The sequence below is a fragment of the Sorangium sp. So ce128 genome (assembly GCF_051525245.1).
GTDB lineage: Bacteria > Myxococcota_A > Polyangia > Polyangiales > Polyangiaceae > Sorangium > Sorangium cellulosum_B.
Genome location: NZ_CP150313.1, coordinates 4,825,036 through 4,849,473, shown reverse-complemented (window position 1 = coordinate 4,849,473; position 24,438 = coordinate 4,825,036). Strand labels below are relative to the sequence as shown.

Here is a 24,438-nt window from a genome sequence, read left to right as displayed (position 1 = left end):
CCCAGCGTCGGGCCACGCGCATGCGCGCGAGGCCTCCTGCTCGCGCTCCTCTCTCTATCGCCGCTCGCGGGCGCCGGCGACGCGACGCGACGCGCGCTCGCCGCTCCCATGGAGCAACGGGACGCCCCGGGAATGTCCCCGAGGCCGCGGCTCCAGCTCGATCGCGCGGCCTACGCCGAGCGGCTCCGCGCGATGTGGATTGGCGCGTGCATCGCCAACTGGACAGGGCTTCGCACGGAGGGCGTCCGCATCGAGCGCCCCTTCTTCACCGACGCTGACTGGGGAAAGCCCCTGGGGCGCGACGGGGCGCCGATCGACTTCGTCGTCCTCGACCCCTGCCCTGCCGACGATGACACCGACATCGAGTATGTCTACCTCCACCTCATGACCGAGGCGGGGACGCTCTTCCTCTCCCCGGGGCGAATCCGGGACGGATGGCGCGCGCACATCAACGACTTCATCTGGGTCTCCAACCGGAGGGCGCGCGATCTGCTCGAGCGCGGCGTGCTGCCCCCCGCGACGAGCGATCCGGCGCTCAATCCGGACGCGCTCCAGATCGACGCCCAGCTCACCACGGAGATCTTCGGCGCCCTCGCGCCCGGCATGCCGGAGCTGGCGCTGCGGATCGCCGACCTCCCCATCCGGACCACCGCGCGCGATCACGCCGCGCACGCCGCGCAGTTCCATGTCCTCCTCTTCTCGCTCGCGGCGACCGTCGATCTGGAGAAGCCGCGGCGACAGGAGATCGTGCGCATCGTCCGTGAGGCCAGGAGCTACCTGCCGGCGGAGTCCAAGGCCGCCGACGTCATCGACTTCGTGCTGTCCGCCTATCTATCGACCAGCGATCGCGCCGAGGATCGCGACGGCTGGGAGCGCGCCCGCGATGCCATTGCGGATCGCTACCAGGAGCGAGCCTCGGCGTATGGCTTCGTCTATCGGGGGTTCACGGAATCCGCGATCAACCTGGCGACCGCGACGCTGGCCCTCCTGTTCGGTGAGGGGAGCTTCCGGCGCACCGTACAGATCGGTACCCTGTCCGGCTGGGACTCCGACAACGGCACGGCGACCATGGGCTCGCTCGTTGCGCTCATCGGCGGGATGGAGGAGCTGCGCCGCGCCTTCCCCGGCGCGCGCCTGTCCGACCGTTATCGTATCCACCGCACGCGCCCCACCCTGCCGGACCGGCTTCCGCAGGATCGCGAGGCCGAGGACACCTTCACGGACGTGGCGAGGAGGATGGCCGCGCTGGTCGACCTCGCCGTGCAGGAGCGAGGCGGCCAGGTCGAGCCGACCCGATGGGTCGTTCCGCCGGGATCCCGACGGGGCACGGCGCGGTCGCCTGGCCGCCTTCCAGGCGCTCGCAGTCCTCGCCGAACGGCGGCTCCACCGACTTGTCCTTGAAGACGTCGAAATACGCCTTGGCCGCGGCGATCAGCTGTTCCCGCGTGCTGCGCTGCTCTTCAGGCAAGACGTCCCATGTCTGGTCCTTCGAGTCGAGGTACCCCTGGGCGTCGAACAGCCAATCGCCATCCCGGGTGATGATGGCCTCGACCTCCGTGATGCCGCCGGACTCGACCTTCAGCATCAACCCCATGATCACGTCCACCCCGTCTTCCGGGAGCACGACCTCGGACATCGTTCCACATTGCTCGGTGTCGACGAGGTACCGGTGCAGCTTGACCGGTCCAGCGGTCTTCCAGAGGCCCTCTCCGATCGGCACCTCCTCGGTATTCTGCGTGCCTTCCGCAAGGAAGCCGCTTGCCAGCACACGGCGGAATCTTGCCTCGAAGCGTCGCGGACGTCGATACGCCGCTCGGGAAAACACTCGAGTTCTCTCCCAGCGCGCCGCAGCGCGACCGGGGCAATTCGACACGTGGATGAATCTTTGGGTGGGGTCGATTTTTTAGAAGGCGACCGGTGAACTCGAGCTGCTCTTGACGACCAACAAGTGCAGCGTCGCTGCACGATGAAGACGTCCACCGCAAGCAGCTCCGGCGACAATTCTGACACCCCGACGAGCGACCTTTGCACGCGGCGCGACACGGACCACCGCGCGGACCGCTCTGCCAAGTCCAGGACCGCTGCGTTTGCCCCTCGGATCCCGGCGGCCTCTGCGCAACGCGGGCGCGCAACGCTCCCGCGCCGCTGAGCCCGCGCCATGAGGGACGGCGCGGCCCTGCACCCGCGACGCCCGGATGTGAGATTTCACGCCGACGACCATGCCGGTTGCGTGAACGGGGGCGCATTGCGCGATGACGACGGCGACTCGACGCTGCGTCTTTTCGGACCGTATCCCGCGCAAAGATCAGCGTCATCGACTATACTCGACATCGATCCCGGGGCTCCGCCGAGGCATGCACTGGAAAATTCCGCCTCTGGAGACCTCTCGTTGCTAACTAACTTCGTGCCCGCGGACCGCGCTGGCACGCGTTCCAGTAGGAGTCGGCTCATGAGATTGCCTAGGACAGCCATTGCATTGCCAATGGTGGCTTTGATCGGCGCGGCGTGCGGCGGGGCCAACGATGGCGGCGGGGACAGCGCTGGCTCCCAGAGCAGCACCGGCTCCGGCGCCGGCGCCGGCGCCGGCTCGGGCTCGGGCTCCGTCACCAGCACCAGCACCGGCTACGACGACACCTTCGGCAACGGAAGCGGCGAGGGCTCGAGCGGGAGCTCCGGCACGACCGGAAGCAGCAGCGGGGGCTCGACGGGCGCGGGGGAGGCGTGCGCCACCCAGTCGTCCCAGGCGGGGTTTCAGCAGGTGTACCTCGTGTTCGCGTTCGACGTATCGGCCAGCATGACAGCGAGCGACGTGGAGTGGCGCAGGAAGGATCTCAAGTGGGATCCCGTCGTCGCCGCGACGAAGCAGTTCTTCGTGGATCCCGCGTCCGCCGGGTTCAGGGCGTCGCTCACGTTCTTCCCGGGCGCGGCTCAGACGACTCAGGCGTGCCAGGCCGCCGGCTACTCGACCCCGGATGTCCCGATGACGCCGCTGCCCTCCCCGGCGTTCGGCGAGGCGATCGACGTCATCGAGCCGGAGATCAGCGACAGGCTCTCGTGGCGCACCAGCACGCCGACGGCATTCGCGGTCCAAGGCATCGTCGATTTCATCGAGGCGCAGCGCCAGCAGAACCCCGGGAAATATGCGATCGTGCTCGTGACGGACGGCTATCCGGAAGGGTGCCGGCAAGGCAACACGCTCCCGGACGTCGTGAGCAGCGTCGAGGCCGCGCTCTCCAGCAACATCTCGACCTTCGTGATCGGGGTCGACAGTCCGCAGGGGGAAGGCGCCCCGCCCAGCCTCACCAACCTGCACGAGATCGCCGCTGCGGGCGGCACGGGAGAGGCGTCCATGCTGAACACCGGCGACCCCGCGCAGACGACGGCCGCGTTCAAGACCGCGATCGAGAAGATCCGCGGCGCCGCCGTCTCGTGCACGATCCCGATCCCGCCGCCGCCCGACGGGAGGAGCTTCGACAAGCAAAAGGTCAACGTGACCTACACGAGCGCCACGACCAACATGCCGACGACCCTCACGTATGACCAGGCCTGCGCGGCCGCGGGGACATGGCGCTACGACGACCCTGCGACCCCGACGGCGATCATCCTCTGCGACGATACGTGCGCCGTGGTCCAGGCCGACGTCGAGGTCTCCCTGGGCGTCGACTTCACCTGCGAGGACGTGATCCAAGTGCCCCAGTGATCGACGACGCTCGCTGACCGACACGGGTCTTCGCGAGGAGGCGCCGGCCAGCTGCTCGCCTCCCGATACGCAGCCAGCGAGTGGGTTCACGATCCAAGATCGGGTCGTGAACCCGGCTCAGGCCAGAGAGACTGACGCAGACCTGGAGAGAGCGCGCCGGCATCCTTACGAGATGCCGGCGCCCGAGCTCCCTCGGTCGAGGGAGCTCTTCCAGCTCAGCGCGTCGGCTCCGCGTCAACCACCACGGTCCAGGAAGTCCATCAGCCACTGCATCGCCGGCCGCATGGTGCCGTTCTCCTGCTGGAGGCCGGTGCCGTTCCTCCAGGTCTTGCCGACGATGTAACCCCACAGGGTGATCCCCGGGATCTTGGGGTGATTCCAGAACATGGTGAACTGCTCCTCCATGATCTGCTTCTGCCTGTTGTCGTTCGCTTCGCCGATGTCGTACTCGGTGATGTACACGGGCTTGCCCAGCTCGGCGAGCGAGTCGATGTACCCCTTGACCGTGTTGGTGTTGATCTTGAAGGCGTCGTGCGCCTGCGCGCCGAGGGCGTCGACCGGGGCGCCCGCCTCGATCACCTTCTTCGCGATGTCCTTGAAGTGCCTGTGCTCGTTCTCGTACTCGATGTTGTTGTAGTCGTTGAGGATCAGAACGGCGTTCGGGCAGAACTCGCGAGCCCACTTGAAGGAGTTGACGATCCAGTCCCAGCCGCTGGCGCCGTTGCCGCCGAGGCCGGCCGTGTATGAAGGCGTGGTGTGGGGCGGCGGCTCGTTGACGACGTCGATGTACTTCGTGTCCGGGTAGCGCTTGCAGAACTCCTCCATCCAGCTCCGCACGGCCTTCTTCTGCTCATCCGGCGAGAGGCTCCCGACCCAGGAGGGTTGCTGGCTGCCCCACACGAAGACGTGGTGCTTGAAGATGATCTTGTTGTCCTGCGCGTACTTGTAGGTCCTGTCGAGCGAGCTCCAGTTCTTGTTCCCGCGGGAGCTCTCGACGGAGCCCCACTTGCCCTCGTTCTCGGGCGTGATCTGGTTCCAGTACTTCGCGAAGCCGTCGCGCACGGCGCCGCTCGTCGTGATGTTGCCGACGAACTTCCCCTCGGGCTCGGTTCCGCCGGTTCCGGTCGACGCGCTGGTCGAAGCGTCCCCGCCGCCGCTCCCCGTGGTCGCGCCGCCGGAGGTGGCGCTGGTCGTCGCGGGATCGCCCGAGCTGCTGCTGGTGGCAGGGCCGACGCCGGTCGTCGTGCTGGCGCTGGAGCTGCTGTTCGTGCCGTTGCTGGAGCTCGTGCTGGCGCTGGTGCCGGTGCTCCCCGCCCCGCCCGAGCCGCCCACGCCGTCGTCAACCCCCTCGCCCCCATCGCCACATCCAAAGAGGGTCGCCATTCCGAGCGCGATCCAAGCCGTGCTGCACAGCAATCGAGAAGAACGCTTCTTGTTCATGTTGGACTTCCGCAAGTCGGACGATTGTCGTTGGTGAAGCTGGGAGCGAGAAAGCCGAGGGGCAGCGGCACGAACGGCGGCGCCCACACTCAGCGATGCGCACGCCGTGCAACTCGCGACGGATGATTCCCGCCACACCTGGAAGTGATCACGACACGCGCGCGAAGCCTCCTACATTTCAAGTTCCCAGCTGATAGGAAACGTGCATCGACAGCGCATGTTGCAATCATGAAGCAACTTTGCGATTCAAGCGGCAGCCCAGCTCGGTACCGCTGGCTTGACCGCTCAAGGCCCGGTCCGTGAACACATCACGGAGCCGGTACGGTAGAGCGCGCACGGTCTCACCGGCGCCGGGGGACGGCCGTGCTCTTGCGCACGACGAGCTCGGTCTCGACCACGACCCGCGACCACGAGCGCTGGCCGCTCTCGATCTGCCCGAGCAGGACGTGGAGGCACCGGCGCCCGAGCTCGGAGAAGTCCTGGCGCACCGTGGTGAGCGGCGGCGTGAAGTAGGCCGCCTCCGGGATGTCGTCGAAGCCGACGACGCTGATGTCGCGCGGCGTCTCGCGCCCGTTCTCGTAGAGGAAGCGGAGGAGGCCGAGCGCCATCTGGTCGTTGGCCACGAACACGGCGGTGACGCCCGGCGTGCGCGTCAGCTGCGGGGCGAGCTCGTAGCCGGAGCGCGCGCTCCAGTCCCCCCGCAGGAGCGGCGGGATCTCCGCGCCGGCCGCCTGCAGCGCCGAGCGCCAGCCGTCGATGCGCTGGTCGGCCTCGAGCCAGTCGGTCGGGCCGGCGATGTGCCACACGGTCTTGTGGCCCAGATCGAGCAGGTGGCGGGTCGCGGACACGGCGCCCCCGAGCTGGTCGACCGCGACCACCGGCACCGAGTCGTCCGGACCGCCCTCGACCGCGACCACCGGCACATCGGAGGTGACGTGGCGCAGCGCGTCCACCGCCGACCGCTGCGGGGCGATCACGACGATGCCGTCGGCCCCCTGGTCGCGCAGCCGCTGCACGGCCTCCAGCACCGGCGCGCGGCTGAACGACTTCAAGCTGGCGATGCTCACGCCGTAACCCGCGTCGTGCGCCGCCTCCTCGAGCCCCAGGAGCGTCGACGCCGGACCGTAGAGCGTCGTGTCGAAGCTGACCACGCCGAGCGTCCGCGACCGCCCGGTGACGAGCGCCTGCGCCACCGAGCTGGGCCGGTAGTCGAGCTGGCGGATCGCATCCAGCACCCGCTCCCGCGTGTCGCGACGCACGTGGGGGCTGTCGTGCAGGACCCGCGAGACCGTCTGATACGAGACGCCAGCGAGCTTGGCCACGTCGACCATGACCGCGGCCCGCCGCCCGCCGCCCCTCTTGACGCGGCGCTCCGGAAGAGATTTGTCAGCCATCGGCGCGGGAGGATAGTCGCGGGCCGGTCGATTGGAACGGAGTTCTTCAACGTGAGCGTTCACAAACTGGTCGGGGTTCTTCATTTCACTCGGCTTTCGCGTCACTGGGCGGGTGCGCGCCGGGGATCGTCCCCCTCGGGATCGAGCGCGGCACCGACGCTGATCGTTCGTCGTCGTAGATGCCATTCCCGGTGGGGCCGCGATCGATCCCGCAGATTTCACGCCGGCTGTCACATCGGGCCTATGCGAACGGCATGCCGACGTCTGCCAGCGGGCGAGGCCACCTCGACCAGGTCCGCAGCCCGGCCTCTCCTCCCCTGAGGTCGGCGCTCCGGAGGAGCGCCGACGGCCCTCCTGCTCAACCGGTTCAGAAATCGTTGAGCGCCAGTCGATTCCAGTTGACACCAGACATGTGAACGTTCACAATTCAGGAAACATCCTTAGGCATTGCGCCGGCTAGGTCGTCGTCGTACGTCTACGCACCGGGGCATTCGTCATTGATGTCAGCGCGGGGAGAGGCGGCGGGTCTGACCTGCTGCTCCGTGCGTTCGCCTCACACGCCATGGCCAACCAGGGTCGGCCCGCGCGGCAGCGGCGGTTCGTGAAGGTATTACGCGGTGCGGCGCCAGATCGTCTAGCGCAGCCCCGGACGTCAGCAAGGCACTTTTTCACACAGCAGGGCGGACTCACAGGAGGGATCGTGTGAAATTATCTTCTTTATTGGCTGCCGCCTTGCGGCGCGCGCCCCGCAAAGCGCCGAGGTGGCTCGATGGCCGGGGTCGCGCAGCAGAAGCGATGAAATCTTCCACTCACGATAGCGGTCCGAACGCCGCGTGTGATCGATGGGAGGTGGAAACATCCACTCACAGCGGGGCGGCCTCCCGGCTGCTGCGAGCGGTCGCGTGCACTTCGCTCCTCGTTGCAGGGTGCGTGGGTGATATCGGCGGCAGCTCGAGCTCCTCTGGCTCCTCGGGCGCCGGCGCGAACCCGACGGGCGGCGGCACGAGCTCCTCGGGCGGCGGAGACGCCGTGTGCAACCCGCGGCTCGAACGACGGATCGTGCTGCTCGCCGACCTGCAGTTCATCAACGCCATCCGGGGTCTCCTGGGGGACGAGGCCATCGAGGCGGAGCAAGCGCCGGACGCGCGGACGAAGCCGTTTGCCAAGAAGGGCCTTGTCGTGGGGACCTCCCTTGTGCATACGCGGCTCGCGAGGGCTGCCTACGCGGCCGAGAGCATCTCGGGGCGCTTCGAGCAGGTGACGGGGTGCGCCCCCGACGGAGACGACGCCTGCGCCAAGACGTTCCTGACGAAGTTCGCGCAACGGGCGTTCCGCCGGCCCGTGGACCAGGCGGAGCTCGACAACCTGTGGTCGGTCTATGCGCTCGGGAAGGAGACGAGCTACGAGCGGGGCGTCTCGCTCGCGCTCGAGGCGCTCATCGCGTCCCCCTCGTTCTCCTACCGCACCGAGCTCGGCGGCGACGCGGACGGCGACGTGGTGAAGCTCGCCGCGCACGAGGTCGCGAGCGAGCTCTCGTTCTTCTTGACGGACAGCCTGCCGGACGAGGAGCTCGCCGCCGCCGCCGACTCCGGGGCCCTGAACGATCCGGAGGAGCTGGCGCGCCAGGCCGAGCGCCTCCTCGAGAAACCCGAGACGCGCAGCAGCCTGAACACCACGCTGATCGCGGCGTGGGGGCTCAGCAACCTCTTCGGCACGGTGAAGGATCCAGGGCTCTTCCCCGAGTACACCCCCGCGCTCCAGGCGAGCATGTTCCACGAGACCGAGCTGCTCGTGGACGACCTCCTGTGGAACCGCGGAGCGGACGTGTCGGAGCTGCTCACCACCCGGGAGACGTTCGTGAACGGCGTGCTCGCGAAGGTCTACGGCGTGGAGCACACGGGATCGAGCCCGGAGGAGTTCACCAAGGTCGAGCTGCCGGCCGACGAGCGCGCCGGGATCCTCACGCAGCCCGGCCTGCTCGCGGCGCTGGCCCGGACCGACAACACGAGCGTGGTGGCGCGAGGGCTCTTCGTGCGCGGCGCGCTGCTCTGCCTCGGGAAGATCCCGTCGCCCCCGGAGTCGCTCTCGGACGCGATCAAGGAGCTGCTCGAGGCCGACATGACCGAGCGCGAGCGCGCCGACGCGCGCGCCGCGAACTCCACCTGCGCCGCATGTCACGCCCAGTTCGACGCGTTCGGCCTGCTGCTCGAGAACTACGATCCGGTCGGCCGGTACCGCGACACCCTCGATGGGGAGCCGATCGACGCGCGCGTCAACGTGGGCAACATCGCCGAGGTCGCGGGGAGCTACGCGAGCGCCGTCGAGTTCGCCGAGGCCGTCGCGCAGAACGACGGGTTCGCCGCCTGCATCACGCGGCACCTGCTGACCTACGGCACGGACGATGAGACGCTCGGGGCCCGCGACTGTCAGGTCGAGCGCGTGATCGAGGCGCTGCCAGAGGGCCAGCGGACGCTGACCAACGTCGTGAAAGCCATCGTGACGTCGCCCGCGCTGACCGAGCGCGCCAAGGAGGAATGACCGTGGGCTACAACCTTTCTTATGGATGGTCTCGCCGCCGCTTCCTGCAAGGCATCGGCGCCGCCGCGGGTCTCGTCACGGTGCTCAAGGCCCTCGAGTCGGCCGCCGAGGGCGCGGCGCCCCCGAGGCGCCTGTTGATCGTGCAGCGCCCCGTGGGCACCGTGTACGAGAACTACTGGCCGCAAGGGAACGGGACCAACTTCACGCTCTCCCGCATCCTGACCCCGTTCGAGGCCATGAAGGATCGGATGATCGTGATGCGCGACCTGAAGCTGCCGCACGAGGGGTCTGTCGGCGGCGGCCACGAGCGCGGGACGGTGCTGATGTGCACGGGGACGCGGACCAAGCAGCTGTACCCGGGCAACGGCGGCGACGATCCGATGGCCGAGGCGCCGAGCATCGACCAGCTGCTCGTGAAGCAGGCGGCCGAGCTCCAGGGCACGCCCATCGCGTCGCTCCAGGTCTCCTGCGACAACCGCGCCGACACGCCCGAGGTGTCGACCCGCCACATGTCCTATTCGGGCGCGCGCGCGCCGATGAAGCCCTACTACCAGCCGCTCGAGGTGTACAGGCGCGTGTTCGGCACGCTCATGCCGGGCGGCCCGACGGACGGCAACCTGGACGCCCTGGCGCGGGCGCGCCTGGAGAAGAAGAGCGTGCTCGACTTCGCGCTCAAGGACCTGAGGCGCCTTCAGGGCCTCGCGCCGAGCTCGCAGCGAGAGGCGCTGGAGGGGCACGCCGCCGCCATCCGCGAGGTGGAGAAGGAGTTCGACGCCGACCCGAGGGATCCCGCGTCCTGCGGTGTGCCGCAGGAGCCCGAGACGATCGAGGTGAGCGGGCACATCGATCCCTATGGCAGCTCGCACGTCGTGAACGAGCGCGACGACGTGAAGCACGCGCGCATCGGCGCCCTGCACTTCGCCGTGATCAAGGCCGCGTTCCGCTGCGACCTGACGCGCGTGGTCACGTTCCAGTGGTCCCCTGGCACGAACCACGTGAGCTTCGGCGAGCTGTGGCCGCCCAACTCCGCCATCTTCAAGGTGCACCACACCACGAGCCACGATCCCGATACGCCGGACACGCTCGAGTTCCTCACGCGGGTGGAAGAGTTCTACGCCGGCTACGTCGCCGGCTTCCTGAAGGAGCTCGCGGAGACGAAGGATGTGGCTGGCGGGACGCTGCTCGACACCACGCTGGTCCCGTACATCACGGAGGTCGGCACGCGGCACCACAACTGGGACAAGATGGCGTGGGTTCTGTTCGGCGGCGAGGGCACCACGCTGCGCGGCGGGCAGGTGTGGACCAACGGCAACCGCGGCGGCCGCTCCACCAACGATCTGTGGATGGCGATCGCGGGCTCCTTCGGGGTCCCGGATCTCGTGATGGGGGACAACGACCAGCACACCACGCCGATCGAGGGGCTGTTCGGCTGAACGTGGGCCGGCCGTAGCCGTCAACCAAGCCTCGCGCCGCGTCCTCCCACATCCGAACGTTTACGTGAACGTTCACGTGGTCGTGGTCGTCGACGGTCAGCCGTGAACGACCACGACCACGTAAACGACCACGACCACGTAAACGTAAACGTTCACGTTGGTGAACGATGGTGGGTGAAGGGGGCGGGTTTCGTGCCCTGCGTGACCGAACGAGCTTGGTTGGCGCCTATGGATCCTCGGGGATGGGATACGGTGGAGCTCGGCGTGGACGTCGCCTGCGAAAGGTCGTGAGGTGAACATGATGAAGTCGAGCTTCCACCTGCACCTCTTGAGCGTCATGGCGCTCTGCGCCTGCGGCGAGGCACCGGACAGCCCCGCGGCGACGACCGAGGGCGGCGGCACGTCGGAGGGCAGCACCTCCGCGTCCGGCGGCTCTGCCAGCAGCGGAGCAACAGGTAGCGGAACTCCGGGCGCAGGCGGCGCAGGCGGCGCGGCCCAGAGCGGCTCTACCGGCACGGGCGCAGGGGGGAGCTTCGTGCCCGGCGGCACAGGAGGAGGCGACTCCGCTTACGTCCTCGATTGCGGCGCGAACGGCGTGGCCATCGAGAGCGCGGGCCCACCAGAGAACCGCATCAACTACGTCATCGTGGGCGACGGCTACGACGCCACGACCGTGAACACCACGTACCTCGAGCACATCGAGGAGGCGATGGGCAAGCGCTTCAGCAGCCCGATCGGCGAGCCGTACGGCAGATATCGCAAGTTCGTCAACATCTGCGCCGTCAAGCTGGTCAGCCGCTCGAACGGCATCCCTGGAGCGCTCGGCTGCACGGGCGACGACGAGAGCCGCCTCGCAGAGTGCGACACCCGCGCGGCGGATCAGGCGCTCAAGGCGAACCTCCCCGAGGACTTCGAGGTCGACTGGCACGCCATCGTGTTGAACAACGATCGGTGGTGGAACACGGGCTCGGCCTGGATGCTCTGGTCCGGCGGGCATGGGGACGCCGCCGGAGCAGCCCTGCACGAAGGTGGCCACGGCTTCCATCAGCTCGCCGACGAGTATTGCGCCAAGGCGACGGGCTCTGCCTGCGGCGCGAACACGTGCAGCGGCAGCGGCACGGAGTACGTCGAGGTGAACACCACGGGCAACTGCACGACGACGGCGGGCAAATGGGACAAGTGGCTGGAGTACGACGCCGCCGACGCCACGGGCGTCCAGGGCACGTTCATCGGCAGCCGCTACGTGGATAGCGGACAGTACCGCCCGTCCTCGAACTCGATGATGAACAGCCTGTTCGGAGACAACAAGAACACGAGCTTCAACCCGGTCTCGCGCGAGAAGATGATCATGGACATCTGGATGCGCATCAAGCCGATCGACTCGGCCGATCCGCCTGCTGGGGCCGTCACGGAGCCGGCGACGCTCGCGGTCAAGGTGATCGATCCCGACGTCATCAGCGTGGATTGGATGCTCGACGGCGAGGTGATCGCGACGGACGGCGGCCCCGTCTACAACGTCGCCGCGGCGGGCCTCGCTTCGGGCACCCACACCATCGTCGCCAAGGCCTACGACAACGCCGGCGAAGAGCTGGTGCGCTACCGCAGCGGCGAGTGCCTCGACCCTCCTCCCTCGACCAATCCCCGCTACATCGATCCCTGCTGGGGTCGCGACAACTGGCCCCGCTCGCAAGAGACGGTGACGTGGACCGTGACGATTCCATGAGGTCGGCGCGCAGGCGCTGGTCCGTCGCCGCGCTGCTGCTCCTCGGCGCAGCGCTTTACCTCGTGCATCGCTCTCGAGAGCCCGACGCGCCTCTCCTGCCTTCCTCTCGGCAGGAGACGTCGCGAGAGGAGGCGCCGCGCGAGGCAACGTCGCGCCGTCGGTCGAACGAGCCACCGGCGTCGGCCGGGAGCACCGTGCTCGCCGCGGCGATCGACGACCTGCCCGTCATCGGGCCGAGCCCCGACGACCGCCACGACGGCCCCGCCCACCCCCACCCCATCACGCAGCGCCACGTCGAGATCCAGCATGAGAACGGCCTGATCGGGCTGCTCAACGACGCGATGAGCGCGCGGAACGGCGCGCGCATGCGGGAGCTCGTGCACGAATATCGTCGCACGCACCCCGGCGACCCGAACCATCTCCAGGACGGCTACGAGATCATCGCGGACTGCCTCGACGCGCCGGGCGAGGCGTCGAGAGCGGCGGCGGAGGGCTACTACGCCGAGCATCGCGCCTCGACCGTGAGGCGCTTCGTGCGCAGGATCTGCCTCGAAGGCGGCTGAGCCGCGTCCCCACAGGCGTTCGCCAAGCTCGTTCGGTCACGCTCAGGGCACGAAGCCCCCTCCACCACCATCGGTCACCAACGTGAACGTTCACGTTCACGTGGTCGTGGTCGTGGTCGTCGCGTGAGCCGGCGGACCATCGCCCCCTCCCGGCCTGACCGCACGAGAGTAGAGTTGCAGCCTGGTTCATCCTCCGGGACGGGAGAAGCGTCGCGATCCGGCAGATTGTGATTGACAGTCACATTGTGAACGTTCACATTGAACTCGGGGCACATCCTTACTGGCTTAGCCCGGCCAACGGGTCGTCATGCGCAAGGGAACATTCGTCATCGGGATCGATTTCGGCACCGACTCCGTTCGGGCGGTCGTCGCGGACGCGCGGAACGGCGAGCTCGCGGGGGCCTCGGTCGCGCCCTACCCGCGCTGGGCGCAGGGCCTCTATTGCGACGCGCGCGCGCACCGGTTCCGCCAGCATCCGCTCGACTACCTGCATGCCATGGAGGCGTCCATCCGCGCGGCCCTGGACCAGGCGGGCAGCGACGTCGCCGCGCACGTGCGCGGGATCGCGGTCGATACGACCGGATCCACGCCGGTCCTGGCCGACGCGAAGGGCAGGCCTCTCTCGCTCAGCCCACGCTTCGAGGAGGACCCGGACGCGATGTTCATCCTCTGGAAGGACCACACCGCGGTGGCCGAGGCGGCGCGGATCAACAGCGTCGCCCGGACCTGGGGCGGCGTGGACTACACGAAGTACGAGGGCGGGGTGTACTCGTCCGAGTGGTTCTGGGCCAAGGTGCTCCACGTCCTCGAGACCAATCCGGCGGTCGCGCGCGCGGCGGTCACCGTCCTGGAGCACTGCGACTGGATCCCCGCCGTCCTGACCGGCACCGACGACCTCCGGCAGATCAGGCGGAGCCGCTGCGCCGCCGGGCACAAGGCGATGTGGCACCCGGAGTTCGACGGCTATCCCTCGAATGAGTTCCTGGCGAGGCTCCATCCGCGCCTGCCCGCGCTCAAGGCCACCCTCGGCTCGCAGACCTGGACCGCCGACGTGCCCTTCGGGACGATCTCGCCCGGGTGGGCCGTGACGCTCGGTGTCCCGGACGACGTCGTCGTCGCCGTCGGCGCCTTCGACGCGCACGTGGGCGCGGTCGGCGGCAACATCCAGCCGAACCGCCTGCTCAAGGTCATGGGCACGAGCACGTGCGATATGCTCGTCGTCCCGAAGACCGGCGCGCCGGAGGTCCTCGTCGCCGGGATCTGCGGCCAGGTCGACGGCTCGATCCTCCCGGGCGCAATCGGCTACGAAGCGGGGCAGTCCGCCTTCGGTGACGTCTTTGCCTGGTTCAAGCAGCTCCTTAGCTGGCCGCTCCTCGCCATCCTCCCTGCCCTGCCCGGCGCCGGCCACTCGGACCGGAAGACGCTGGCCGACGTGACGCTGGCCGATGCGGCGATCGAGCGGATCATTCCCGAGCTGGAGCGGGCGGCGGCGGAGATCCCGCCGGCGCGGAGCTCCGTGCTGGCGCTCGACTGGCTGAACGGGCGAAGGACCCCGGACGCGGACCAGCGGCTCAGAGGCGCCATCGTCGGCCTCGATCTGGGCACGGACGCGCCGCGGATCTACCGCGCGCTCGTGGAGGGGATCGCCTTCGGATCGCGCGCCATCGTCGAGCGCTTCCGATCCGAGGGGCTCCGCATCGACGGCATCATCGGTGTCGGCGGCGTCGCGCGCAAGAGCCCCCTCACCATGCAGGTCCTCTCGGACGTGCTCGACATGACGGTCGAGGTCCGCGCCGGCGAGCAGCCGGTCGCGCTGGGCGCGGCGATGTTCGCCGCGACCGCCGCCGGCCTTCACGCCACCGTCGAGGACGCGCAGCGCGCGATGTCGTCTGGAACCGAGGCCCGGTATCTGCCGGATCCCACGCGCGCCAGGCTCTATGACGCGCTGTACCGGGATTATGTCGCGCTGGGATCGTTTGTGGAGAGGGAGTTGACGCAATGAGCGGGATCGGCATGCAGGATCTTCGAGAAGGCTTCGAGGTGTGGTTCTTGACCGGCAGTCAGGACCTCTACGGTGAGGAGGCGCTGAAGCAGGTCGCCGAACACGCGCGGGAGATTGCCGCGTCCCTCGACGCCTCGGGCAAGCTCCCGGTCAGGGTCGTCTGGAAGCCGACGCTCAAGAGCTCCGAGTCGATCCTCGCCGTCTGTCGCGAGGCCAACGCTTCGCCGCGGTGCGCCGGCGTGATCACGTGGATGCACACGTTCTCTCCCGCGAAGATGTGGATCGCGGGGCTCAAGCGCCTGGAGAAGCCGATCGCGCACCTGCACACGCAGTACGGCCGCGAGCTGCCCTGGGACAGCATCGATATGGACTTCATGAACCTGAACCAGTCGGCCCATGGGGACCGCGAGTTCGGGTACATCGGCGCTCGCCTGCGCATCGACCGGAGGGTCATCGTCGGCCACTGGACGGACGGCGACGTCCTCGCCAAGCTCGACATCTGGGCGCGCGCCGCCTGCGCCATCCTCGACGGGCGGCGGCTCAAGATCGCGCGCTTCGGCGGCATGAACATGAGAGAGGTGGCCGTCACCGGAGGCGACCGCGTCGAGGCGCAGGTCAGGTTCGGCTGGTCGGTGAACGGTTATGGCGTGGGCGATCTCGTGGGGCGCATCGCCGAGGTCGACGAGCGCGAGGTCGATCGCCTGGTGGCCGAGTACGACGAGGCGTACACCATCGCCCCCGCCCTGAGGAGGGGCGGAGATCGCCACGGCGACCTGCGGTACGCGGCGAGGCAGGAGGCGGCGATGCGCTCCTTCCTGAAGGAGGGCGGCTTCGGCGGCTTCACCACGACCTTCGAGGATCTGCACGGGCTCAAGCAGCTCCCCGGCCTCGCGGTGCAGCGGCTCATGGACGACGGCTACGGCTTCGGGGCGGAGGGCGACTGGAAGTCCTGCGGCCTGGTCCGCGCCCTGAAGATCATGGCGACAGGCATGCGCGGGGGCGTCTCCTTCATGGAGGACTACACGTATCACCTGGTCCCGGGGCGAGAGCGCGTCCTCGGCGCCCACATGCTGGAGATCTGTCCGTCGATCGCCGCCGGGAGGCCGTCGCTGGAGATCCACCCGCTCTCGATCGGCGGCAAGGGGGACCCGTGCCGGCTCGTCTTCGACGCCGGGGTCGGGCCCGCTGTGAACGTTGCCATGATCGACATGGGCGGCCGCATGCGGATCGTCGCCAACGAGCTCGAGTCGGTGGCGCCCGACAGGGCGATGCCGAAGTTGCCCGTGGCGCGCGCTGTGTGGATCCCGAAGCCCGATTTCAGGCTCGCCTGCGAGGCGTGGATCCTGGCTGGAGGCGCCCATCACTGCGCCCACAGCCGCGCCGTGACCATGGCGCACGTGGAGGACTTCGCCTCCATCGCCGGCGTCGAGCTGGTCCGCATCGGCGAAGGGACCGACATCCGCGCGCTCAAGAACGAGCTCCGCTGGAACGATCTCGCCTATCGGCTGGCGCACTGAGGGCCACGACGTGAGCGCGACCTATCGAGAGCTGCGCGAGCGCGCCTTCACGGCGAACATGGAGATCCCGCGCATGGGGCTCGCGATCTACACGTTCGGCAACGTCTCGGCGTTCGATCGCGACAGGGGCGTCCTGGCGATCAAGCCGAGTGGCGTCCCTTACGATCGGCTGTCGGCCGACGACATGGTCGTGGTCGATCTGGAGGGGAAGGTGGTGGAGGGACACCTCCGCCCCTCCTCGGACACCAGGACGCATATCGTTCTCTACGCGAGCTTCCGCGGGTTGGGTGGCGTGGTGCACACGCACTCGACCTACGCGACTGGTTGGGCGCAGACAGGCACGCCGATCCCGATCTACGGTACGACGCACGCGGATCACCTGGCCGAGGACGTACCCTGCACCGAGGTGATGCGGCCGGACGCCGTGGAGGGCGACTACGAGACGGAGACGGGGAAGCAGATCATCGAGTGCTTCAGGGATCGTAACCCGCTTCACACACCCATGGTGCTGGTGGCGGGACACGGCCCCTTCGCGTGGGGAGAGGACGCCGAGAAGGCGGTGTACAATGCGGCGGTGCTCGAGGAGATCGCGAGGATGGCGTTCATCACCCGCACGATCCACCCGGGCGCCGCGCGCCTGCCCGACGCGCTCGTGCGCAAGCACTTCGACCGGAAGCACGGGAAGAGGGCGTATTACGGGCAGAAGTGACGCCGGACGTCGGGGGACGACGGCGAGGATGACCGAGGTGCCTCATGGAACGAGGCGATGGACGAGAGGAGACGAGCTGCGCCATGAAGAGGAGAAACTTTGTCACCACGGGGATGGTGGCGCTGGCAGGGCTGGCGCTGATCCTGGTCGGGCAGGGCTGTCAGAAGGAAAATAAGCAGATCACGCTCGGGTTCTCCCAGATCGGCGCGGAGAGCGAGTGGCGGACCGCGAACACGAAGTCGATCGAGGAGTCCGCCAAGGCGGCCGGGATCGATCTCAAGCTCTCCGACGCGCAGCAGAAGCAGGAGAACCAGATCAAGGCCATCCGGTCGTTCATCGCCCAGAAGGTCGACGTCATCGCGTTCTCGCCCGTGGTCGAGACCGGCTGGGAGCCCGTCCTGCGCGAGGCCAAGGAGGCCAAGATCCCCGTCATCCTGACCGATCGCGCGGTGGACACGAAGGACGACACCCTCTGGGTCAGCTTCATGGGGTCGGACTTCGTCGAGGAGGGCCGCCGCGCGGCGAAGTGGCTGGTCGAGAAGACGAAGGACCAGAAGGACCCGATCAACATCGTCGAGCTGCAGGGCACCGTCGGCTCGGCCCCCGCGATCGATCGCAAGAAGGGGTTCGAGGAGATCATCAAGGACAAGCCCCAGTTCAAGATCATCCGCTCGCAGACGGGCGACTTCACGCGCGCCAAGGGCAAGGAGGTCATGGAGGCGTTCCTCAAGGCGGAGGGCAAGAACATCAACGTCCTCTACGCCCACAACGACGACATGGCGATCGGCGCGATCCAGGCCATCGAGGAGGCGGGGCTCAAACCCGGCAAGGACATCCTCATCATCTCGATCGACGCGGTGAAGGGCGCGTTCGAGGCGATGATGGCCGGCAAGCTCAACGTGACGGTCGAGTGCAGCCCCCTCCTCGGGCCGCAGCTGATGAGCGCCGTGAAGGACCTGATGGCGGGCAAGCAGCTGCCGAAGCGCATCGTCACCGAGGAGGGCGTCTTCCCGATGGAGACGGCCGCCCAGGAGTTCCCGAAGCGCAAGTACTGAGAGCGCGCGTAACGGTGGCGCCGCGGAGCCCGCCGGGGAGGACGTGAACGATGCAGAGCGGAGCCGTGCCCGTGCTCGAGATGAAGCGGATCTCCAAGGGATTTCCTGGCGTACAGGCGCTCTCTTCCGTCGATTTTCGCATGCTGCCCGGGGAGGTGCACACCCTCATGGGGCAGAACGGCGCGGGCAAATCGACGCTGGTCAAGGTCCTGACCGGCGTCCACCCCCCGGATGACGGGCAGATCCTGCTCGAGGGCCGGGAGATCAGGCCCTCGAGCCCGCAGGACGCGCAGGCGCTCGGCATCAGCGCCGTGTTCCAGGAGGTGAACCTCTGCCCCAACCTCTCCGTGGCCGAGAACATCTTCCTCGGGCGCGAGGACGCCGGCGTCTTCGCGATCCGGTGGGGGGAGATGCGCCGGAAGGCGAGCGCCCTGCTCGCGGACCTCAACATCCACGTCGACGTCACCGCGCCGCTCTCGACCTTCTCGATCGCCGTGCAGCAGCTCGTCGCGATCGCCCGCGCGCTCTGCGCCAAGGCGAAGATCCTCGTCCTCGACGAGCCGACCTCGAGCCTGGCCGAGGACGAGGTGAAGACGCTCTTCTCGGTCATCCAGCGGCTCAAGGCGCAGGGGATGGCGATCCTGTTCATCTCGCACTTCCTCGACCAGGTGTTCGAGATCTCCGACCGGATCACGGTGCTGAGGAACGGTCAGCTGGTCAGCGAGACGCCGGCCGCCGAGCTGTCGCGCATGGAGCTCGTCACGCGGATGGTCGGGCGCGAGGTCGCGGAGGACGGCCCGGCCCGGGCCGAGCGCGCGCGGGCGACGATGCCGGCGGGCGGGCAGGCGCCCCTGTTGCGGGCGCGAGGGCTCGGCAAGAAGGGCTCGGTCAGCGATGTCGATCTCGACGTGCAGCGCGGCGAAGCGCTCGGCCTCGCCGGCCTCCTGGGCGCCGGAAAGACGGAGACGGTGCGGCTCCTGTTCGGGCTCGACGGGGCGGACCAGGGATCCATCGAGATCGACGGGGAGCCGGCGCGCATCGGCTCGCCGCTCGACGCGATCGCGCGCGGCCTCGGCTTCTGCCCCGAGGACCGGAAGGTCGAGGGGATCCTCGGAGACCTCTCGCTGCGCGAGAACATCGTCGTCGCCCTCCAGGCCAAGCGCGGCATCTTCCGCAACCTGTCCCGGGACGAGCAGGACGACATCGCCGGCCGCTACATCCAGCGGCTCGGCATCGTGGCCGCCGACGCGGAGGTGCCCATCTCCAAGCTGAGCGGCGGCAACCAGCAGAAGGCGCTCCTGGCTCGCTGGCTGGCGACCGATCCGCGCATGCTCATCCTCGACGAGCCGACCCGCGGCATCGACGTGGCGGCCAAGGGCGAGATCATGGGCAAGGTCATGGAGCTCTGCGATCGAGGCATGGCGGTGGTGCTCGTCTCCTCGGAGATGGCCGAGGCGCTGCGCTACTCGGACCAGGTCGTCGTCCTGCGCGACCGGCGCAAGGTGGCGGAGCTCGCCACGGACAAGACCGACGAGCAGGCGGTCTACCAGATCATCGCGGGAGGTCAGCCGTGAGCGCGCCCGCCGCCTCCCTGCGCCGGCTCGCCGGCCGGAGCACGTTCTGGCCGCTGGCGATGCTCGGCTTCCTCCTTCTGTTCAACCTCGTCAGCAATCCGCAGTTCTTCGCGATCACGGTCAAGGACGGCCACCTCTACGGCAGCGTCATCGACATCCTGAACCGCGCATCGCCGCTCATGATCATCGCCATGGGGCTCACCCTGGTGATCGCCACCCGCGGCATCGACATCTCCGTCGGCGCGGTCGTGGCCATCTCTGGCGCGGTCGCGGCGGTGCTGATCGGCGGCGAGCTCTCGCCGAGCGGCGGGACCGGCATGGCGGACGCGACGCGTGTCCCGCTGCCGATCGTCGTCTGGAGCGCGCTGGGCGTGGCGCTGGCGCTCGGCATGTGGAACGGCACGCTGGTGTCGATCTTCGGCATGCAGCCGATCATCGCGACCCTGATCCTGCTCGTCACGGGGCGAGGCATCGCCCAGCTCATCACGGGCGGCCAGATCATCACCATCTACTACAGCCCGTATCACGTCATCGGGAACGGCTTCCTCCTGGGGATCCCGGTCTCGCTGTTCATCGTGGCGGGCGTGAGCGCCGTCGTCTGGCTCTTGACCCGCAAGACCGCGCTCGGCATGTTCATCGAGGCGATCGGCGTGAACCCGGTCGCCTCGCGGCTGGCCGGGATCCGCGCGCGCACGATCACCTTCGCCTGTTACGCCGTGTGCGGCCTGTGCGCCGGCATCGCCGGGCTCATCGTGAGCTCGAACGTCAAGAGCGCCGACGGGAACAACGCGGGCCTCCTCTTCGAGCTCGACGCCATCCTGGCCGTGGTCCTGGGCGGGACATCGCTCTCCGGGGGCAAGTTCACGCTGGCGGGGAGCGTCATCGGCGCCCTGATCATCCAGACGCTCACCACCACCATCTACTCGGTCGGCGTGCCCCCGGAGGTCAACCTGGTGGTGAAGGCGCTCGTCGTCTTCCTGATCACCATCGTGCAATCGCAGAAGGTCAGGGATCTCATCGCAAAGCAACGGACGAGGAGGGTGGTCACACCATGATCGACACCGCCGCCGTGACCGGACGGAGCGGCACCATCGCCGCGACCGGACGGAGCGGCACCACCGCCGCGACCGGGCGCTCCGTCCGGATCGACCCGAGGCACCTGCCGCTCGCGGTCACCAGCAGCCTGTTCGTGCTCATGTTCGCGGCCGGGTCGTACCTGTTCGACGGGTTCTTCTCGCTGCAGGTGTTCCTCAACTTCTTCATCGACAATGCGTTCCTCTTGATCACCGCCATCGGGATGACCTTCGTCATCCTCTCCGGCGGGATCGACCTCTCGGTCGGCTCGGTCATCGCGCTGACAACGATGGTCTCGGCGTCGCTCGTCGAGAAGCACGGCTTGAGCCCTGCCGTGGTCATCCCGCTGGTGCTGGCCATGGGCTCGGGCATCGGCCTCGTGATGGGGCTCGTCATCCAGTACTTCAAGGTGCAGCCCTTCATCGTCACGCTGGCGGGCATGTTCCTGGCGCGCGGGCTCTGTTACCTCATCAGCATCGACTCCATCACGATCCGCAACGGCTTCTACGTCGACGTCTCATCGCACCGCATCCCGTTCCTGTTCGACACCTCGATCACCTGGAACGTGGTCATCGCGCTCGCGCTGTTCGCCGCGGCCATCTACATCGCCCACTACACGAGCTTCGGCCGCACGGTCTATGCGATCGGCGGCAGCGAACAATCCGCCCTGCTCATGGGCCTGCCGGTGCCACGGACCAAGGTGCTCATCTATACCTTGAGCGGGTTCTGCTCGGCGCTGGCGGGCGTCGCCTTCACGTTCTACATGGTGTCCGGCTACGCGCTGCACGCCGGCGGAATGGAGATGGACGCCATCGCCGCCGTCGTCATCGGCGGGACCCTGCTGACCGGCGGCCACGGCACGGTCGTCGGCACCCTCTTCGGCGTGCTCATCTACGGCACCATCCAGACCCTCATCATGTTCGAGGGCACGCTCAGTTCCTGGTGGACCAAGATCGTCATCGGCCTCCTCCTCCTGGTCGCCTGCCTGCTCCAGCGGGTCTTCGAGCGGCGCGCCCGTACGGCGTGACACGACGGGGATGAAGTGCGTTCCGCCAGGGTCCGTGTGGCGTCGATAGGCACTTTCGTGCCCGTTCATTGATCATTTCGGAAGCCCTCGGGAATTCAAGCGTCCACAACAAGGAACTGAGAGGTCATCGTGCGCTCTTATGCAGCAGGGATTGTCACTTTCGTTGGATTGATCGCGATGGGGTGCGGCTCGGACGAGCCCAATCCCACCCCGGCGGGATCTACGAGCACCTCAACCTCGGCAAGCTCCGCGGGTCAGGGCGGAGACGGCGGTGGAACGGGCGGCGACGGCGGTGGAACGGGCGGCGACGGCGGTGGAACGGGCGGCGACGGCGGCTCCGGGGGCACGGGTGGCTCGCCGAACGCCGGCGGCGGTGGGGCGGGCGGCGACGGCGATGCGGCCTTCGAGGTGACGACCTACCAGAACCCCGTTCTGCCCGGTGATCACCCGGACATGAACATCTACCGGGAAGGCGACGACTTCTACCTGGTCGGGTCGAATTTCCACATGATGCCCGCCTTCGAGATCCTGCACTCGACGGATCTCCTCCACTGGGAGCGCATGAACCGGGTGGTCCACTCCACCGCTCCCGCGCTGGAGGCGCAGCTCGGCCCGGGCCAGGGCACCTGGGGCGGCTTCATCGTCAAGGCCGGCGATGTGTACCGGGTCTATTACTCCATCGGGGCCACGCAGCATTTCTCCTCGGCGCCGAGCCTCGAGGGCCCGTGGTCGGAGCCCACCAAGGTCGACATCTTCCCCTACACGCCGCCCGGCAGCGAGACCTCGTACGAACGAGGGACCGGCTCCGACAACTCGGTGTTCGTCGATCCCGACAGCGGCAAGACGTACATGATCATCAAGAACGGCCTGTGCAAATGGGACGCGGATCACCCCAACGACTTCGGCATCAACCTGGTCACGGAGATCGATCCCGACACCGGGATGCTGCTGCCCGAGTCGAGCATCGACATGAGCTTCATCAACTGGGACCAGGAGACCGGCGGCTGCGGCGACTTCACGAATCCTGACTGGAGCAAGTGGGCCGAGGGGCCGACGATGGCCAAGCGCGGCGAGTGGTACTACTACTTCGTCTCGACGCACACGGCCTGCGGCGGCCAGCTGCACGCCTGGGCGTCGAAGAAGCTTGTCGGCAGCACCCCCGAGGACTGGACGTGGCTCGGCTATGTCCTTACCGGCGAAGAGCCGTACGCCGGCGTCCAGCACACCACGGCGCCGATCGCGCTGGAGGACGGCTCGTGGTGGGCCTTTGCCCACTCGTACGACTGCAGCAACGTGGGAACCGACGACACCAAGACCTCGAAGAACGGCGACTGGCAGGGGCTTGGCCGCGAGGGGCTGCTGCTGGAGGTGACCTGGGTCGACCAAGAGGTGAACGGGAAGACGATCCCGGTCCCGCACTACCCGACCAAGAAGGGCGATCTGTCCGCGCCCAAGCTGCCGCAGAGCGGCGTGCCCTTCCTGCTGCCCGTGAACGACGATTTCTCGTCGGCCGCGATCAACTCCGCGTGGACCACCTACGGCGCGTCGGAGGACAAGTACTCGGTGGTGGATCGCCCGGGGTGGCTGCGGATCACGCCGGGTACCGGAGGGACCACGTGGGTCGTTCAGAAGGACACGCTGCACTCGAGCAGCATGGTCGCGAAGGTCGAGTTCACGCCCGCGGCCGACGGGGACGCGGCCGGCATCCGCGTGGGCAACGGCTACTGGCAGGACGAGCAGGTGCTTTCCTGCCCGACGTGGATGAATGACAGCGAGAAGTTCAGGCTCCCCGCCATCATGGACGTCTCGGTGGCGCGGGTCATGGAGGGCGAGGAAGACAGGATTCGCTTCTCCTTCCGGTCGCGCTCGGTGCAGGCCCCGGCCGAGGCGGGGGCTGCGTACACCGAGCTTGCCGAGCCGGTCGTGGTGGGCGCGTCGGTCCCCGCCCCCTCCGGGAAAGCGGTCTGGCTGAAGCTGGTCCGCTCCGAGCACAAGGCTACGGGCTGGTTCAGCACGGATGGAGTCGAATGGACCCAGGTAGGCGCCGAGATCGACATCTCCACGCTCGACGGGTTCTATGCCATGGCTCACACCTGGATTGGCAACCAGGCCGGCATGTTCGCGACCAACAGCCGTGCCTACTTCGACCTGTTCACCTATCGTGACGGATTCACCCCGATCCCGGCCGCGGAGGCGGACCAGCAGTCCGGCGCCCAGGTCGTGTCGAGCACGTCGGCGGGACCGGTGCTCGGTGATCTGGAGAACGGCGATTGGGCCATGTTCGGGAGCGTCGACCTCGGCAGCGGGGGTGTACAGTCGAAGGCGATCGCGCTGGAGGCCTCGAGCACCGGGGACGGCGGCACCGTGGAGGTCTGGATCGATCCGCTGGCAGGCGGCTCGATGATCGGCACCTGCGCCCTCCCCGGTACCGACGGCTGGGAGAAGTGGACGACGACGACGTGCAACGTGGCGCCCACGTCGGGCACGCACGAGGTCTACTTGAAGGTGAAGGGCGGCCAGGGCGAGCTCGTGCGCCTCGCATCGCTGCGTTTCGTGCCCACCAACTGACCTGTCCACCAGAGGCCTGGATCGACAACGCGCGCGCCTCGTGGTGGAATGACCGTGAAGTTGACAAATTCGCGCGCACCTCCGAGAGCCCCCTCGGCCGAGAACCTCGCCGCCTGGCGAA

At 68.1% G+C, this 24,438-nt stretch carries 16 protein-coding genes; 14 read left to right on the top strand and 2 right to left on the bottom strand.

Annotated features, from left to right (window positions below; translation table 11 throughout):
• Window positions 1-132: 132 nt before the first annotated feature.
• Window positions 133-1,401: an ADP-ribosylglycohydrolase family protein gene (locus WME82_RS18440; protein WP_438043899.1), complete on the top strand. Its 1,269-nt coding sequence runs from the start codon at window positions 133-135 to the stop codon at window positions 1,399-1,401.
• A gap of 1,081 nt (window positions 1,402-2,482) precedes the next feature.
• Window positions 2,483-3,700 carry a vWA domain-containing protein gene (locus WME82_RS18435; protein ID WP_438043898.1) on the top strand — a complete coding sequence of 406 codons (1,218 nt, stop codon included), beginning with the start codon at window positions 2,483-2,485 and terminating at the stop codon, window positions 3,698-3,700.
• 234 nt (window positions 3,701-3,934) lie between these two features.
• Here the strand turns inward: WME82_RS18435 and WME82_RS18430 are convergent, their stop codons facing one another.
• Window positions 3,935-5,140 carry an endo-1,4-beta-xylanase gene (locus WME82_RS18430; RefSeq protein WP_438043897.1) on the bottom strand — a complete coding sequence of 402 codons (1,206 nt, stop codon included), beginning with the start codon at window positions 5,138-5,140 and terminating at the stop codon, window positions 3,935-3,937.
• A gap of 341 nt (window positions 5,141-5,481) precedes the next feature.
• Window positions 5,482-6,534, bottom strand: a complete 1,053-nt coding sequence (locus tag WME82_RS18425; protein WP_437746786.1) for a LacI family DNA-binding transcriptional regulator — start codon at window positions 6,532-6,534, stop codon at window positions 5,482-5,484.
• Window positions 6,535-7,464: 930 nt separating this feature from the next.
• On the opposite strand from WME82_RS18425, the gene WME82_RS18420 reads away from it, so the two are divergent.
• The 12 genes from WME82_RS18420 (at window position 7,465) to WME82_RS18365 (ending at window position 24,317) form a co-directional block, all read left to right on the top strand.
• Complete coding sequence (locus WME82_RS18420; RefSeq protein WP_438043896.1) at window positions 7,465-9,072, top strand: DUF1592 domain-containing protein; 1,608 nt, start codon at window positions 7,465-7,467, stop codon at window positions 9,070-9,072.
• Window positions 9,069-10,505 carry a DUF1552 domain-containing protein gene (locus WME82_RS18415; protein ID WP_438043895.1) on the top strand — a complete coding sequence of 479 codons (1,437 nt, stop codon included), beginning with the start codon at window positions 9,069-9,071 and terminating at the stop codon, window positions 10,503-10,505. The genes WME82_RS18420 and WME82_RS18415 overlap by 4 nt, the downstream gene beginning before the upstream one ends.
• A 298-nt stretch (window positions 10,506-10,803) precedes the next feature.
• Complete coding sequence (locus tag WME82_RS18410) at window positions 10,804-12,228, top strand: M64 family metallopeptidase (RefSeq protein ID WP_438043894.1); 1,425 nt, start codon at window positions 10,804-10,806, stop codon at window positions 12,226-12,228.
• A complete protein-coding gene (locus tag WME82_RS18405; protein ID WP_438043893.1) occupies window positions 12,225-12,791 on the top strand; it encodes a hypothetical protein in 567 nt (188 codons plus the stop codon). The genes WME82_RS18410 and WME82_RS18405 overlap by 4 nt, the downstream gene beginning before the upstream one ends.
• Before the next feature lie 307 nt (window positions 12,792-13,098).
• The gene (locus WME82_RS18400) at window positions 13,099-14,793 is read left to right on the top strand and encodes a ribulokinase (RefSeq protein WP_438043892.1); all 1,695 of its coding nucleotides are present in this window, start codon (window positions 13,099-13,101) and stop codon (window positions 14,791-14,793) included.
• An 11-nt stretch (window positions 14,794-14,804) separates the two neighbouring features.
• Window positions 14,805-16,310: an L-arabinose isomerase gene (gene araA, locus WME82_RS18395; RefSeq protein ID WP_438043891.1), complete on the top strand. Its 1,506-nt coding sequence runs from the start codon at window positions 14,805-14,807 to the stop codon at window positions 16,308-16,310.
• A 10-nt stretch (window positions 16,311-16,320) separates the two neighbouring features.
• Window positions 16,321-17,019: an L-ribulose-5-phosphate 4-epimerase gene (locus WME82_RS18390; RefSeq protein WP_437872670.1), complete on the top strand. Its 699-nt coding sequence runs from the start codon at window positions 16,321-16,323 to the stop codon at window positions 17,017-17,019.
• Between the two features lie 83 nt (window positions 17,020-17,102).
• Window positions 17,103-18,074, top strand: coding sequence for an ABC transporter substrate-binding protein (locus WME82_RS18385; protein WP_438043890.1), 972 nt, complete (start codon window positions 17,103-17,105; stop codon window positions 18,072-18,074).
• Between the two features lie 50 nt (window positions 18,075-18,124).
• Window positions 18,125-19,648, top strand: coding sequence for a sugar ABC transporter ATP-binding protein (locus WME82_RS18380; protein WP_438043889.1), 1,524 nt, complete (start codon window positions 18,125-18,127; stop codon window positions 19,646-19,648).
• On the top strand, window positions 19,645-20,703 hold the full coding sequence (locus tag WME82_RS18375; RefSeq protein ID WP_438043888.1) for an ABC transporter permease: 1,059 nt from the start codon (window positions 19,645-19,647) through the stop codon (window positions 20,701-20,703). The genes WME82_RS18380 and WME82_RS18375 overlap by 4 nt, the downstream gene beginning before the upstream one ends.
• Window positions 20,700-21,749: a galactofuranose ABC transporter, permease protein YjfF gene (yjfF, locus tag WME82_RS18370; RefSeq protein ID WP_437872667.1), complete on the top strand. Its 1,050-nt coding sequence runs from the start codon at window positions 20,700-20,702 to the stop codon at window positions 21,747-21,749. Before WME82_RS18375 ends, yjfF begins: the two co-directional genes overlap by 4 nt.
• Window positions 21,750-21,926: 177 nt before the next feature.
• A complete protein-coding gene (locus WME82_RS18365; protein ID WP_438043887.1) occupies window positions 21,927-24,317 on the top strand; it encodes a family 43 glycosylhydrolase in 2,391 nt (796 codons plus the stop codon).
• Window positions 24,318-24,438: the final 121 nt, after the last annotated feature.